This is a genomic window from Hyphomicrobium sp. ghe19 (assembly GCF_902712875.1).
In the GTDB taxonomy this organism is placed as follows: domain Bacteria; phylum Pseudomonadota; class Alphaproteobacteria; order Rhizobiales; family Hyphomicrobiaceae; genus Hyphomicrobium_B.
On sequence record NZ_LR743509.1, the window covers coordinates 3,787,248 to 3,801,766 of the forward strand.

General features: G+C 58.2%; 11 protein-coding genes. 3 read left to right on the forward strand and 8 right to left on the reverse strand.

The features are described from left to right. Nucleotides 1–54: 54 nt before the first annotated feature. The 3 genes from AACL53_RS17880 to AACL53_RS17890 all read right to left on the reverse strand — a co-directional run bounded on the left by AACL53_RS17880 (nucleotide 55) and on the right by AACL53_RS17890 (nucleotide 4,851). Entirely contained in the window at nucleotides 55–3,198 is a 3,144-nt protein-coding gene (locus AACL53_RS17880) for an efflux RND transporter permease subunit (RefSeq protein WP_339085898.1), read from the reverse strand. 2 nt (nucleotides 3,199–3,200) lie between these two features. Then, nucleotides 3,201–4,385, reverse strand: a complete 1,185-nt coding sequence (locus AACL53_RS17885; protein WP_339085899.1) for an efflux RND transporter periplasmic adaptor subunit — start codon at nucleotides 4,383–4,385, stop codon at nucleotides 3,201–3,203. Between the two features lie 250 nt (nucleotides 4,386–4,635). After that, complete coding sequence (locus tag AACL53_RS17890) at nucleotides 4,636–4,851, reverse strand: 2TM domain-containing protein (protein ID WP_339085900.1); 216 nt, start codon at nucleotides 4,849–4,851, stop codon at nucleotides 4,636–4,638. Nucleotides 4,852–5,053: 202 nt separating this feature from the next. On the opposite strand from AACL53_RS17890, the gene AACL53_RS17895 reads away from it, so the two are divergent. Next, a complete protein-coding gene (locus tag AACL53_RS17895; protein ID WP_339085901.1) occupies nucleotides 5,054–5,260 on the forward strand; it encodes a hypothetical protein in 207 nt (68 codons plus the stop codon). Between the two features lie 91 nt (nucleotides 5,261–5,351). On the opposite strand, the gene AACL53_RS17900 is transcribed toward AACL53_RS17895, so the two are convergent. Further along, the gene (locus tag AACL53_RS17900) at nucleotides 5,352–5,597 is read right to left on the reverse strand and encodes a histone deacetylase (protein WP_339085902.1); all 246 of its coding nucleotides are present in this window, start codon (nucleotides 5,595–5,597) and stop codon (nucleotides 5,352–5,354) included. A 142-nt stretch (nucleotides 5,598–5,739) separates the two neighbouring features. Here AACL53_RS17900 and AACL53_RS17905 point away from each other — a divergent pair, with 142 nt between their 5' ends. After that, a complete protein-coding gene (locus AACL53_RS17905; protein WP_339085903.1) occupies nucleotides 5,740–6,153 on the forward strand; it encodes an NUDIX hydrolase in 414 nt (137 codons plus the stop codon). Here AACL53_RS17905 and AACL53_RS17910 read toward each other — a convergent pair. Then, nucleotides 6,150–7,403, reverse strand: a complete 1,254-nt coding sequence (locus AACL53_RS17910; RefSeq protein ID WP_339085904.1) for a DUF763 domain-containing protein — start codon at nucleotides 7,401–7,403, stop codon at nucleotides 6,150–6,152. The two genes, AACL53_RS17905 and AACL53_RS17910, sit on opposite strands and share 4 nt — an antisense overlap. A gap of 1,264 nt (nucleotides 7,404–8,667) precedes the next feature. Between AACL53_RS17910 and AACL53_RS17915 the strand changes: the two genes are divergently transcribed. Then, entirely contained in the window at nucleotides 8,668–10,434 is a 1,767-nt protein-coding gene (locus AACL53_RS17915) for an ABC transporter ATP-binding protein (protein WP_339085905.1), read from the forward strand. Between the two features lie 4 nt (nucleotides 10,435–10,438). On the opposite strand, the gene AACL53_RS17920 is transcribed toward AACL53_RS17915, so the two are convergent. The 3 genes from AACL53_RS17920 to AACL53_RS17930 all read right to left on the reverse strand — a co-directional run bounded on the left by AACL53_RS17920 (nucleotide 10,439) and on the right by AACL53_RS17930 (nucleotide 14,357). Further along, the gene (locus tag AACL53_RS17920; protein ID WP_339085906.1) at nucleotides 10,439–12,619 is read right to left on the reverse strand and encodes a glycogen debranching N-terminal domain-containing protein; all 2,181 of its coding nucleotides are present in this window, start codon (nucleotides 12,617–12,619) and stop codon (nucleotides 10,439–10,441) included. A 73-nt stretch (nucleotides 12,620–12,692) separates the two neighbouring features. After that, entirely contained in the window at nucleotides 12,693–13,784 is a 1,092-nt protein-coding gene (locus AACL53_RS17925; protein ID WP_339085907.1) for a glycosyltransferase family 4 protein, read from the reverse strand. A gap of 315 nt (nucleotides 13,785–14,099) precedes the next feature. After that, complete coding sequence (locus AACL53_RS17930; RefSeq protein ID WP_339085908.1) at nucleotides 14,100–14,357, reverse strand: hypothetical protein; 258 nt, start codon at nucleotides 14,355–14,357, stop codon at nucleotides 14,100–14,102. Nucleotides 14,358–14,519 lie beyond the last annotated feature (162 nt).

The following is a 14,519-nucleotide window of genomic DNA, read 5'->3' on the forward strand; positions in this document are numbered from 1 at the left end:
CTGCGCGATTTCGCCGTCATGCCTTACCCTGCCGACCTCCTCTCGCCCCCCGGCTCAGCTAGCCGGGTGGCTCTTGTCGGCCGGGCCGTGTCCGAAATAGGTTTTGGCGCGTTCGCGGATCGTCTGGAACACGACATACAGCATCGGGATTATGAAAATCCCGATGAGGCTCGCGGCGAGCATGCCGGCGAAGACAGGCGTTCCCACGTCTCGTCTGCTGATCATTGCCGCCCCAGTCGCGATGACGAGCGGAAGCAGGCCAAGGACGAATGCGATGGACGTCATGATGACGGCGCGAAACCGCATCTCGGAGCCGAGCATGGCCGCTTCGTGAATTGAAAGACCCTCATCCCGGCGCTCCTTCGCGAATTCGACGATCAGGATGCCGTTCTTCGCGGCGAGCGCGATGAGAACGACGAGCCCGATTTGCGCGTAGATGTCGAGCGACAGCCCTGCGAGCTTTATTCCAACATAGGAGCCCAACACGCCAACGGTAACCGAAAGGAGAACCGGAATCGGGATCATCCAGCTTTCATAGAGCCCGACGAGGAAGAGGAACGCGAACAGGACCGCGAGACCTAGGATGATGCTGGTCTGCCCTTGCGATTCATGTTCCTGGTAAGCGGTCCCGGTCCATTCGAATCCGTAACCGGGCGGGAGCGTCTTCGCCGAAATATCCGTCATCGCCTGCAGAGCTGTCCCCGAAGAGACGCCGGGAGCTGCCGAGCCATTGATCGTTATCGATCGATAGTTGTTGTAGCGGGCGATCGTCTGCGGCCCGAGGACGGTCGAGATGGTTGCGACGGACCGCAGTGGGACCATCTGGCCGGTGTTGTTGCGAACGTAGATTTTCCAAATCGCATCTATCTTGCTGCGATCGGCTGCCTCGCCCTGAAGGTTGACCTGCCAGGTGCGTCCATAAAGATTGAAATCGTTGATGTAGGTGCCGCCCAGGGTCGATTGGAGGGCTGCGAAAATATTGGCGATCTCCAAACCCAAAGCCTGCGCCTTCGCGCGATCGATATCCAAGTAGATCGAGGGGTTGGACGCGGTGAACGTCGAGAACACGCGCCGCAAATCCGGGTTCTGATTTGCAGCGGCGATCAACCCCTGCATGACGCTGCCCATAGCCTCGGGACTTGTCCCTTCGAGATTCTCAAGCTGATATTGGAAGCCACCAGTGGTCGACAGACCGACGATGGGCGGCACATTGAACGCGGAGATTTGCGCGGTGCTGATCCGTTGCACGGCTTCGGTCACCTTCGCGATCAAGGCCTGGGCGGAATCCTCCGGAGCCGTGCGTTCTGCAAAGGGCTTCAAACGGGCGACCATAAAGGCGGAATTCGGCTGCGCGCCACTGTCCAGGATGGAGAAGCCAATGATTGCGATCATATCTTTGATCTGGGGCATTCCCCTCAAGACATCTTCGACCTGCTTGACGACGCCGGTCGTGCGATTGACGGATGCGCCATCCGGCAACTGAACCGAAATGAAGAATGCGCCTTGGTCCTCCTCGGGGATGAATCCGGTCGGCGTTATTTTCGACATCAGCAAGATTCCGACACCACACGCGACGATGGCTATGATGCTCAGGAATGATACGCGGACCAACCGCCGGACGATCAATCCATATCCGGCCCGCACGCGGTCAATCCACCTGAGAACGTATCCCATCACGCCGCGCTTCTCCTGAGGCCGGAGAAACAGCGCGCAAAGCGCAGGCGAAAGCGTCAGAGCGTTCAACGCAGAAATCAGCATTGCCGCCGAAATCGTCACTGCGAACTGACGAAAGAGTTCTCCAGTCAGGCCTGGAATAAAGGCGATGGGAACGAACACCGAAAGCAGCACGAGCGTGATGGCGATCACCGGCCCCGTGATCTGCCGCATCGCCTTTTTTGTTGCTTCAACGGGCGAGATCTCCGGCTCCTCTTCCATCACGCGCTCAACGTTTTCGACGACCACGATCGCATCGTCGATGACGATGCCAATTGCCAGCACGAGCGCGAGAAGCGAGACGGTGTTGGATGAATAGCCCATCGCAATCATGACGGCGAATGCGCCGATCAGACTGACTGGAATGGCGACCGCCGGAATGATCGTTGCGCGCAGACTTCCGAGAAATAGGTAAACGACGAGGATAACCAAAACGAAGCCTTCGAAGATCGTGCGAATGACTTCGTGGATCGTATCGCCGACGAACGTCGAGCTATCGTAGACGATGCGTGTTTTAAGCCCTTCGGGGAATCGCGTGGACAACTCATCCAGAGCTTTGGCGACGCTCGCCGACGTCCTCACCGCGTTGGCGCCGGGAGAGAGATAGATGGCGATCGAAACGGCGGGCTTGCCGTTCAAGCGGCTGTGGGTATCGAGGCTCTGAGCGCCCATCTCCGTTCGGGCGACGTCGCGTACGCGAAGCAAAGAGCCGTCGGGATTTGAACGAATGACGATATCGCCGAATTGCTCAGGCGTCTCGAGCCTTCCCTGCGTCTGCAGGTTCATCTGAAACTGCTGATCCGGCAAGGCCGGCTGTGCGCCGATACGTCCAATCGGCGCTTGCACGTTTTGCGCCTGAACGGCCGCAACGACGTCGGATGGTTGAAGGCCCAGGTTGTTGAGGCGTTGCGCATTGAACCAAATGCGCATCGAGTATTTTTGCGCACCGGAGAGGCTCGCCTGTCCGACGCCATCGATGCGGGACAAGCGATCGATTACATTGATCGTCGCGTAGTTGGTTATGAATAGCGGATCTTGCTTGCCGTTATCGGAGTAAAGAAAAATGTACTGCAAGATTGCCGACGATCGCTTTTGTGTCGTGATGCCCTGGTGTTGGACTTCTTGGGGAAGTCTCGAAAGAGCTGCCTGCACACGATTGTTGACGTTGACCGTATCGATGTCAGGGTCGGTTCCCAACTCGAACGACACGGTGAGACCGTAGCTGCCGTCGTTGGCGCTGTTCGACTTCATATAGAGCATCTTGTCGACGCCGATCACCTGGGCGTCAAGCGGCTGGGCGACGGAGGATTCGACGACGGCGGCCGAGGCGCCCGGATATGTCGTCGAAACCTGGACCTGCGGCGGGACAAGGTTTGGAAACTGCTCTACCGGAATCTGCGAGAGGGCAAGAAGGCCGGCGATCGTAATAATGAGCGCAATGACAATTGCTAAGCGGGGCCGATCAATGAAGATAGCTGAGAACATTATTATTGACCGTCGGATTTGGTCGGGTCGGGACCGGCCCGTTGCGCCACCACTTTGATATCCGGCCGGACTCGCTGGATTCCTTCTGTAACGACCCTTTCGCCTTCACTCAGTCCGGTCGACACCATCGCCAGGGCCGGCGTCGACTGACCGAGTTGAATCCTGCGTTGCGTTACCACGTCGTCCGGGCCGATCACGTACACATAGTCGCCCTGCTGATCCGACAGGACCGCAGACCGTGGAATCGCCAGCGCGATGATAGGCTGCACGCCCTCGATGAGCGCGGTGATGAATTCTCCATCAATGAGCCGGCGAAGCGTAGGTTCACCAGGCTTCGCCTGCCTCAAGAGCGGATTGGAAATTTCTCCCCGCACCAGGACCGTATCGGTGCTGGTCGCGACCGTGGGATCGACGAAGTCGAGCTTGCCCCTCTCAGGATAGAGCGTACCGTCGGGCAGGCGGACGCGCAGCACGACCGCTTTGAAGCCGCCTTTTGGCACGTATATTTTGCTCAACTCCAGCAGCGTCCGTACGGACACCGGAAAGACGACGTACATCGGATCCTGGCTCACGATCTTTGTGAGCGTTCCGGAATTCGGTCCGACGATGTTGCCGACGTTGACGGCCGTACGGCCGATCTTGCCATCGATCGGCGCGGTGATCGTCGTGTAGCCGAGATTGATTTCTGCGGTCTTGAGCTGCGCCTCGGCGCCGAGAATTTGAGCTTCATAGGCGTGCTGCTGCGCGATTGCGCTGTCGACACTCGCTTGCTGGCCGGCCGGTCCGGATAGCAAGGACTTGGCACGCCCCGTGGTCAGTACGGCGTTGCGAAGCAGCGCCTTATATTGATTTACGGCCGCTTCTGCGTTTTGAACGAGCGCCTCAAAGGGCGGGCGTTCGAGCTGATAAAGCACGTCACCTTTTTTTACCTCCGTCCCTTCGACGAAGGTCGTCTCTTCCAGCTGTGCCGTGACGCGGGCGACAATATTGACCGTGTTCACCGCTTCGATGCGGCCGATGAACTCCTCCACCTGCGTAACGGGCTTCTTTTCGGCGATCGTGTATCCGACGACTGGCGGGCCGGCCGGCATTTGCGCAAGGAGGGGAGTTGTAAAAACTGCGATGGCGAATGTGGCGGCTAGCGAATGAACAGGGCCGCGAGGCATATACGGATGTGCTAGTGTCATAGCCTTCCCTGCGGCGGCAGAAGTTCGGGCTCAAGCACTAACGCTTGGGATGGAGAACTCAGCTCATAGCCGCAATGGGAGGTTAGGAAACTCAATTCCGTCTTAAGCGGAAAGCTTGCATTTCATTATGTGATATCGCCGCGCGCACTCGATCAGCACACAGATCTCTTGTCATGCGCGCGTGCGAAATGGTCTCTCGCCGCAGGTTTGCGAAGCACTCAATGCAATCGCTAGGACTCGCTTCGTATGGTCAATGACGTATGGGCCGCACGGGCCTCACAGGGCGAGACGGCGCCCGCCATACCGAATAGCCGTGCGCCAAAAGACCGATGCCCCAGCCGAGAAGCACCCAGTAGAACCAGATGGTTTCGGGGTTCATGAAATTTATGATTGCAAGGATCACATTGACGATGACGTAGGCCGTCAGGTGAATCCTGAAGCCTTGGTTCTGCAGCAGTCTGTTCATTTCGGTCTCCGACCGTTAAATTCACCGCTGTGTTTATCGGTTTTTCTCGGCTCGCGCTCAAATTTCTATTCTTAATCGACCGTTGTCCGTATCGGAACTGCTGCTTTCATCGTATCGGAACTGCTGCTTTCATAAAGACGTTCAGTCAAATGGAGCCTAACCTGCCGGGCGTCGGCTGGTGGAGGGCGCTTGGAGAACCTCAATGAGTAACGAGAAGTCGAAGGCTCAGGTGGACAAGGAGCTGAACGAAGCTTTGAAGGAGACCTTCCCCGGTAGCGATCCGATCGCGGTCGATCGCAAGGAAGACGAACCGATACGGCCGGTCGACCGCAGGCCGCCCCTTATCGATAAAGATCTCGTCGAGAAGCTGTCCGAAAAAGCAAAATCCGAACAATCCAAATCGAAATAGTCCGAACTTGCACTATGGCGATCGCTCGCAAAGACGGGCCGGATGATCGGTGTCATCGGGCCGCGGCGTAGTCATCTGCTGGCTTCCCCTCTTACGGGCCGGAATTCGGGTGGGTCGGGCTCGCATTCGGCGACGAAGGCGACGCGGGCTCGGTGACCGTGGAGGCGCCGGTATTAGCGGTGTCGACGCTAGGACTGACGCGGCCGAAGAAATACCAGCTTATGAGCGCCAGCACGATCAAGAGGGCAACGATCCCAAGCGAAAAGCCCGTCGCAGGGCGCGAAAGATCGTCGACTTCGCGGCGCTGACCCGTTTGTGGATCGGTATAGATGGCCATTACGGATTTTTCCTCTATCCATAGTCTGGAAAAATAACAGGGCCCGTGGGAGGAAGGTTCCTGAAACCCTCTAAACAAAGCCCCGTTCCGTCAAATCGGTGATATGGGCGCCATCGCCTATCTGCTGGAATGGAAGAAATTTATGACAATTCTACAGGTTGGAGCTCTTCCCCTGCGCAAGTCGCGCGGCGGTTTCGAGATCCTTCTCATATCTTCCAGAGAGACGGGGCGGTGGGTCATTCCGAAAGGTTGGCCATCGAAGCGGTTGAGCGATCCCAACGCGGCTGCGCGGGAGGCCAAACAGGAGGCGGGCGTAACGGGCAAGATCTCCGGTGAGCCAATCGGCAGCTATCGCTACCGGAAGAGGACTGGAGAAGACATTCGCGTCCTCACCGTCAACTGCTACATTTTATGGGTGAAGAAAGAACGGAAGCGGTGGCGCGAGCAGGACCAGCGAACGCGCGTGTGGTTTTCGCAAGATGATGCGGTCAAAAAAGTCCGGGAGCCGGGATTGAAAGCGCTCATTGCGAGTCTTCAAGGGCGGCCTAAAAACTAACGCGTGCCGCCAGACTTGGACATCGGCGTCGTCATACCTTCCCAGCCGAAAACGGAGCGGCCGCCGAGAGACGGCGAGGCTGCTTGTTCGCGGGCGATGTATGTTTCGAACGTGGGACCGTTGGCTGTGCGTTCCAGCATTCTCGCTTGATCATCGAGCCTCTTCAGCGCGGCGAGCGTTTCGCTATTTCCAAGCTTGGCTTTTTGGACCGCGGACTTCAGGACTTTAATCGTTTCGTCGTAGACGCTTGTCGCAACGGGATAGGGATGACTGTCCTTGCCGCCGTGCGCGAGCGAAAACCGTGCGGGATCCTGAAACCGATACGGGGCGCCGTGCACGACTTCGGCGACCATGGCGAGCGATTGAACGGTTCTTGCGCCTACTCCCGGTATCAGTAGCAGGTCAGGAAAATCTGTAGGACCCTGCTCGGTCGCGGCGGCCAGCGTTCCGTGCAGGCGACGGATGAAGACGTCACTCGATCGGACTTCATGGTGAGCAGGCATCTCGAGATGGGGCAGCGACAGCTGCTCGGGTTGTTCGGGCTTCGACTGCTCCAATAGCTCGGCGACTATTCTATCCGGCCCCAAAGTCGATAGCAGGTCGAGTTGTGCCGATCGCGACGCGTTCGCCCGCCGATCGGTCAGGTTGACGATTTCACCCTGTGCCGGGCCATCGATTGCGGCATGGGGCTCATCTATGAAGTTCGATCGCGATTTCGAAAACCAGTGGTAGCGGCGAGCCTGTCCCTTATCCGTGTTCATTCCTTGTTGGACGACAGTCCAGTTACCTTCGCGGGTCACGAAGAAGCCGTGAAGATAAAGATCGAAGCCATCCTGAATGGCCGCGCTGTCGACCTTCGCGACAAGACGGCTTGCTTTGGTCAATTCGTCGGCATCGATGCCGACGCGTCCACCGATTGCGCGCAATTCCTCCGGTGTACGCCGCGAATGCTTGCCCCGGCCGCCACAAACGTAGACGCCTAACTCGTCCTGCGCGGGTTCAAGCCCGCGCTTCAATGCTCCGATGACCGTCGTCGTCACGCCAGAGGAATGCCAGTCCATCCCCATGACGGCGCCGAACGACTGAAACCAAAACGGATGGGCGAGACGGCTCAATAATTCGTCTCGCCCATATTCCTGCACGATTGCCTCGCAGATCACAGCGCCGAGCGAAGCCATCCGGGCGGAGAGCCACGCGGGCACGTGACCGCCATGCAGCGGAAGATCAGCGCTTCCCGTACGTTGTGCCATCGGCTCCATCAGAACTACTTCTTATAAACGTATGATGAGTCGCTGGACGCGACCACAGGGCCGAACCCTCGGACAAATTTAAATCCCGGCGAGCCCGCTCGAAGGCCGCCTCATATTTTGCCTTCCTGTCCAACCGGGACGCACGTGCGCGCCGCGTGAATTCGCCTAATTTCATGTACCCGTTCCTCTGTGAATGCAGAACACCCGCAGAAAATATTGCGGTCGATTTTCCTCAAAAGTTTGGAGCCTTGGCCCCTCGCCGATCAAGAACAACGCCTGAGGTTGGTTGTTCCCGGACACAGCGTTCAAACCTATTTCTTGCGGCGAACGAACGCAGGCGTCAGCGCAGAAGGGCCCGATGCGATCTCTCTAACGGCCCGAGCTTCGGCTCGATGATCTCGCGGTTCCAATAGAGCTTCGGGTTGACGTCGCGCCAGGCGTGCTAGAGGTGCCGGTTGGTCCAGCGGCTGGCGGCAAGGTGCTGCCGGTGGTTATCCCGATACCCGTCAAACCGCCCTGGAACTGTGATAGAAAGTTTGCCGTGGAAGTCGGCACAGCAAGCGGCGATGGGTAGAAGCTCGGAGAAATCGCCGATGGAGCGGGCGGGGCCGATAGTCCGCTTTGGGTCACAAAAGCATTGAGGGCGATCCCCGATGCGGGTGGCGTCGAAGACGTCAAGACGTCGCCATTCAGCACTGCCGTGTTGGAATTGGTGGGCCCAATCACGAGACTGAGCGAACTCGGCGCAGACGTATCTATTCTGATCGTTTCCGGCGGAGATTGCACAAGAAACGATGGAAGCTGCGAACTCGACGTCGCCCCCAATAACGGATTGGCAATCGCCGGCGTCAGAGGGCTGTTCGTCGTGCTAGTCGCCCCCGTTGCGCCAACGGGAGCTGCCGTGCTTTGCGCGAATGCTGCCTGTGACATGCCAACGATCAAGCCTGACGAGAGGGCAATCAAAAATTTCATCATCATACTCAGTCCTATTTGCCCCATCTTCACATAGGAACTTAGGAGCCAAATCACAGTTCCGGACGAGAAGCCTGAGTGTGTTTTCGGATGAGCATGTTCGTAATGATCAGCGGTCTGAGGGTAGGTTAACCAGTCGCAGCCCGACGTTGATATGGTCTCATCTGCAGAGTTGAATAAAAGACGTAGCTTTAAAGTTGGTGCTCGACCGCCTCTTCTGCGGACGTTGCGGACCGAGGCCGAGTTCAAGCCCTCCAAATCGAAATGCCCCGAGTCTCGAGGGAAGCGCATCTTGACGAACGACTTGTCGGCTTTTGCAAAGCACCCCTACCGCTTTATTATTGCGATCCTTGGCAGCTATCGCTGGAGCCATGTTGCAATACTGGCGTCGGTCATCGCGGCCGTCACATTCTCCGTGTCGACGCAGTATGGTCTGAAGAAACTGGTCGACGCTTTATCGAATCCCTCACAACACGGAGCTGTTTGGGTCGCCTTTGCGATGGTCATCGGCTTCATCGCCGCCGATAACCTGTCGTGGCGCCTCGCGGCCTGGATCGGGCATTCGACGTTTACCGGCGTTTCCGGGCGCGTCCGGCGAAAGCTTTTCCGGCATTTAACGGGACACGCGCCGAGCTTTTTTCAAGGGCAGGCACCCGGCGCGCTCACCAGCCGGATCACAGCCACCGCGAACGCGCTCTACACGACCGAGACCATGGTTACGTTCAATGCCATGCCTCCGCTCGTCGCGACCATCGTTGCGATCATTTATCTGACGACCGTGAGCGTCGCGATGGCATTGACGTTGACCGCCGTCGTCGGAGTTGTTGTCGTCTTCATGTTTTACTGGGCGGCTCGCGGCACGCCACTTCACCATGTGTACGCGCGCGAAGCGGCAAACGTCGATGGCGACATGATCGACGTCATCTCGAATATTTCGGTGGTGAAGGCTTTCGGGCGTATGCGCAGCGAGCACCGCCGTCTCGGGGGCGTCATCAGCCGGGAGGTGCGCGCGCGGAAGGAAAGCCTATACTTCCTGGAACGGCTCAGAATTTTTCATGCCATTGCGACGGCATTGCTGACGTGCTGCGTTCTCGCTTGGTCGATCGTTCTTTGGCAGCGGGGCGAGGCGACCGCCGGCGACGTCGTGCTCGTCTCGACGCTCGGCATTTCCATTTTGAGCGCGACGCGGGATCTGGCCGTTGCCCTCGTCGACGTTACGCAGCACTTGGCGCGCTTTTCGGAAGCTTTGCGGACGCTCCTGACGCCGCACGCTCTCCCGGTCAATTCGTCTGCGAAGCGTGTGGCTGCGGCGCGCGGAGCGGTGGAGTTCCGCGATGTCGGATTCGCCTATCCGGATGGCAAGCAAGTCTTCTCGTCGTTGAATCTCAAGATCGAGCCTGGAACACGGGTTGGTATCGTTGGGCCATCGGGAGCCGGGAAATCGACGATCTTTTCGCTCATACAGAGATTTTACGACGTGCAATCCGGGGCAATTCTTATCGACGGCGAAGTCGGCGCGTTGTTGCCAGACGATGCTCTCCGAAAGGCCATTGCCGTCGTCCCTCAAGACGTGAGCCTCTTCCATCGTACGCTCAGAGAGAATATTCGCTACGGGCGGCCGGGCGCGCGCGATGATGACGTTATTGAAGCGGCGCGGATGGCTCGATGCCTCAGCTTCATCGAGCAGCTGCCTGCCGGTCTCGACACGATCGTCGGCGACCGGGGCGCGAAACTCTCGGGCGGACAACGGCAACGCGTTGCGATCGCGCGCGCATTCTTGAAGGACGCGCCTATACTTCTTCTCGATGAGGCGACGTCCGCGCTCGACAGTCATTCGGAGGAGCTGATCAGAGAAGCCCTCACGACGCTGATGAACGGAAGGACGGTGATCGCTATTGCGCACCGCCTATCGACGCTGAGGAATTTCGACCGCATCGTCGTCATTCAGAATGGCAAGGTGGTGCAAGACGATACGCCAGAAACTTTGATCAACAAGGCCGGCGCTTACAAGTCCCTCGTCGATCTCGAGGTGCGGCGTCTTCAATCGGCCGCGGCGTAAGGATTTATGCCAAGACGACTTTCGCGCCGCCGCTGCTGTTCGTGATATCGATCGTCACGGCGCCGTCTTTCCGTCGCAACACAAAATCGGCAGCCCCATCGCCAGCGCGCATATTCCGCACCGTTATCTCACCTGCTCGCTCCGGCAGATAAGGCGAATTGAGCGTAACAGTCCGGGAAGCGCCGTCGATTTCGATACCCAACAACGACCCCAAGAGATAGGGCATCGAGCCACTCGCCCAGGCTTGCGGCGAGCATGCCACTGGATAAAGAATGGGCGCGCGCCCTGCCCGGCGCCGAAAGCCGCAGAACAATTCCGGCAGTCTGCCTTGCGACATGTTGAGGGCAGCGTCGAGCAGACCATTAAAGACGGATTCGATCTTTTCCGGCTTTCCGTAACGGGCGAAACCCGCACCAATCATCGCATTGTCGTGCGGCCAGATCGACCCGTTGTGATACGACATCGGGTTGTATCTGGCTTCGCTGGTCGCGATCGTTCTGATGCCCCAGCCAGAGAAGAAGCTCGCATCCAGCATTTGCTTGATGACGCGCGATGCCCGGTCTGCACTGGCGATACCAGAACTCAGTGCGTGGCCGGCGTTGCTCGATCGGACGTCGACACGATTTTTGCGGCCATCCAGCGCAAGCGCGTACATGCCGATGTCCGGAGACCAAAACTTCTCCTCGAATTTTCTTTGCAGTTCGATTGCTTCGGCTTTCAGTCGACGGCTCGATGCATCATCGCCAAGCATCGAGGCCATGCGCGCGGCAACAATCTTCGCCTCGTACACATAGCCTTGAACTTCCACGAGTGCGAGCGGCCCCTCTGCGAGGCTTCCATCCTTGTTGAAGACCGAATCGTGACTGTCCTTCCATCCCTGGTTCGACAATCCATCTTCGGTTTCGCGTGCATATTCGACGAACCCGTCACCGTCCGGATCGCCCGGGCCGTTTATCCATTCGAGAGCCTTGAGGACCGCCGGCCAAATTTCGCGAAGAAAGTCCTTGTCGTCGGTCGCCGCGACGTAGGCTCCGGCCAAGACAACGAAGAGCGGGGTTGAATCGACGCTGCCATAATAGAGGCCAAACGGAATTTCGCGCAGCGCAGCCATTTCGCCGTTACGCATTTCGTGGAGAATTTTTCCAGGCTGAGCGTCAGCTGCCGCATCGTGTTCGCTCGCCTGAAAGCGAGCGAGGCGACGAAGCACGCCGCGAGCGATGGACGAGTCGAGCCATAGCACCTGAAGCGCCGTTATCAATGCATCGCGGCCGAAGGTCGTCGAGTACCACGGCGTACCCGCATAAGGATAAGGGCCGTCGGCGGTTTCCGTGATCAGCAATCGCAGATCCGCCATCGCGCGCTTCAGAACGTGGTTGAGATCGGGACGTGAAACCTCGATGCTCGTCGCCTGCAACTCCGCCCGGCGCAGGTGCAGGTGCGCATCGTGTAATCCCTTGATGTAAGAGCACGGTGGGCTTAGGCGATCGCCCTCCGCCAAAGCGGTCACGTAAACGCGTCGCGATTGCTTGGCCGGGATATGCAGCCGGAAGAATGCAGACGTCTCTCTCAGTGATAGGGGCTCGGGATCGATATGTACCGACGTTTTCCGAACGATGCGATCAAGCCCCGTATAGCTGAAGCTGACGGAATCTGAGGAATCCACAGTTCGGCGGACCGTTCCGCGTTTCTCGCGGCGCATGCCGCGGACTTCAAAGATGTCCAAGAAATCGCAATCGAAGAAGACCGATACAGGCAGGTAAAGATCAATATTTGAGTGGTTCGTGAGAACGAGTCGCTGTCGCAGGCTTGCGTCGCGGACATACGTCGTTCTGAAAACGTGCACGACATCCTTGTGAAGCCAAAGCGCACCGTTCGAGTAAACGTCAGTATTCGTGAGATCGGAGCAGAGCTGAAGGTCCTTCCGGTCGAGCGTGGAACCGAGAAGCAACGGCGGGCGCCTCGCTATCAGCAGTTCGAGCCGCGACAGGTAGCGCGTGTCCTTGAAAAAGAAGCCATCCGCGTGGTTGCCGAATGCACCTATGTCGCCGTGCGTATCGACGACCACGAAGGCATCATCGTGCTTTAGCGTTTCGTGGGCTCGCGGCGAACTATCGGCCTCAGCGTGGATATGCTCAGGCTCGTGCTCTGGCGGATGATCCAGCTGCTGTGATGGCGGAACGGCCATCGCAAAACTCCGTTCAAAAAAAGACCGCGCCTAACCTTTACGTTAGGCGCTTGAAGTGGCAAGTGCCACTGCGTCAGTTGACGAGGGTCTCGTGGACGGGGCGGATTTCATCACTGCGCGAGGCTGGCAAGCGGCCGGTCGCGGCAGGAACACGCTCGTAAAGCGCAACGTAAGCTTGAGCCATCGATGCAGCTGTAAATCTCTCCTCGAATCGCCGACGAATGCGTCTGCGATCGAGCGCCAGGACGCCTGGCAAGGCTGAGACTGCGCTTTGGACATCATCCACGATGAAGCCGGTTATGCCCTCATCGATAACCTCTCTGACTGACCCGTGGTCGAATGCGAGAACCGGAGTGCCGCAGGCCATTGCCTCAATCATCACCATGCCGAAAGGTTCCGGCCAGTCGATCGGAAAGAGCAATGCGGACGCTTCTCCGAGAAATTTCGTTTTCTCCCGGTCATTGATCTCGCCGACGAAGTGAACATCATCGCCATGAAGCAGCGGTTTGATCGTTGCCTCGAAATATTCAACGTCTACCGCATCGACCTTGGCCGCGATTTTCAGTGGGAAGCCCGCGGCGCGAGCGATTTCAATCGCGCGATCGAGCCGTTTTTCGGGTGAGATGCGCCCCAAGAAGGCGAGGTAGCCGCCGCGCGGATCGAATGTCGGGCGGTGCAGATCGTCCGGGAGGCCGTGATAGACCGTTCCGGCGAAACTCGCGTAGGGGATCGGCCGACGCTGCGAATCCGAAATGGACACGAGGCTCATCTCGGGAAACGCACGATAGAGGAGCTTCAGGTCCGGAAGATCCTGGCGTCCGTGAAGCGTCGTCAGCGTTTTATGAGCGATCGCCCTGAAGACCGGAAACTGAAACTGATCGATGTGAAAATGGATGATGTCGAAGGTCGAGGCCATACGGCGAATTTTGTCGACCATCACCATGTAGTAAGGAATTGGATCGCGTACGCCGGGACTGGACCTGAGTGATTTTTCGCAACACGGCACCAGCTTCGCCGATGTTATGGAGTCGCCGCTCGCGAAGAGCGTTACGTCGTGCCCTTGGCTCACGAGCTCTTCGGTGACATATGAAACAACACGCTCGGTTCCCCCGTATAGTTTTGGCGGGACGCTCTCAATCAAGGGCGCAACCTGGGCAATCTTCATACGTTGGTCCTTCCCGTGTTCGGAAAGATCAACGTTACGACAACTGATTCGTTCCCGGATTGCGTGCGGCGCGCTGACTATCGGCGTTGGACAAATTCTCAGCAACTCCGCCCTGCGGCAGGTATCGTCAGCACTCGCATTTCCTAGCGCCGGTGCCAGAAGGCTCTCGCCCGGCACTTCAGACCACGGAGGACATCTCTGCCGTGGTCTCGCATCGCGCGGGCCCACAACGATGACTGCTGACGAACGGGTTACCGTGGGATAGAGCTCGGGAGTTCAGAGCTTCAACCGATCGATACGTCTCGAGCGCGATGCCTAGCGGTTGCGGAGGTTCGGGTTCCGCTGCGTCGGGTCGTTGAACAACGGGTCGTAGTATTGCTTTATCGGCTTCGGGTACGTGGCCTCGGGCGAGGATGTATTCTGTTCGGACACGCCGGTACCGGGAAGGCTCGACGGGGGAATTCTAATCATCGGCGCATTGGAGTTCGGGGTCGGCGTGCGAAGCCGCGTTTGCGCAAAGGCAGGCGACGCGGCGAACATCGCTAGCGAGACGAGCGCGAGAATCTTTTTCATCTTCCCCTCCGTTTCCCCGATCGATAGTGCGAGACGCGCCTGGTGGCAACGCCTCCGGATGCCGAGCCCCCATGCATCCTTTGAAAACCGGGTGGCGCGTGTTTGTGAAACTGCGGGTTCGGCGGCGAATCGTGCGCGCGCGACGATTATCTGGGTCTGGCC

Coding starts and splice junctions, on each gene's coding strand:
- AACL53_RS17880 (WP_339085898.1), bottom strand. CDS start 3,198: ATGTTCTCAGCTATCTTCATTGATCGGCCCCGCTTAGCAATTGTCATT.
- AACL53_RS17885 (WP_339085899.1), bottom strand. CDS start 4,385: ATGACACTAGCACATCCGTATATGCCTCGCGGCCCTGTTCATTCGCTA.
- AACL53_RS17890 (WP_339085900.1), bottom strand. CDS start 4,851: ATGAACAGACTGCTGCAGAACCAAGGCTTCAGGATTCACCTGACGGCC.
- AACL53_RS17895 (WP_339085901.1), top strand. CDS start 5,054: ATGAGTAACGAGAAGTCGAAGGCTCAGGTGGACAAGGAGCTGAACGAA.
- AACL53_RS17900 (WP_339085902.1), bottom strand. CDS start 5,597: ATGGCCATCTATACCGATCCACAAACGGGTCAGCGCCGCGAAGTCGAC.
- AACL53_RS17905 (WP_339085903.1), top strand. CDS start 5,740: ATGACAATTCTACAGGTTGGAGCTCTTCCCCTGCGCAAGTCGCGCGGC.
- AACL53_RS17910 (WP_339085904.1), bottom strand. CDS start 7,403: ATGGCACAACGTACGGGAAGCGCTGATCTTCCGCTGCATGGCGGTCAC.
- AACL53_RS17920 (WP_339085906.1), bottom strand. CDS start 12,619: ATGGCCGTTCCGCCATCACAGCAGCTGGATCATCCGCCAGAGCACGAG.
- AACL53_RS17925 (WP_339085907.1), bottom strand. CDS start 13,784: ATGAAGATTGCCCAGGTTGCGCCCTTGATTGAGAGCGTCCCGCCAAAA.
- AACL53_RS17930 (WP_339085908.1), bottom strand. CDS start 14,357: ATGAAAAAGATTCTCGCGCTCGTCTCGCTAGCGATGTTCGCCGCGTCG.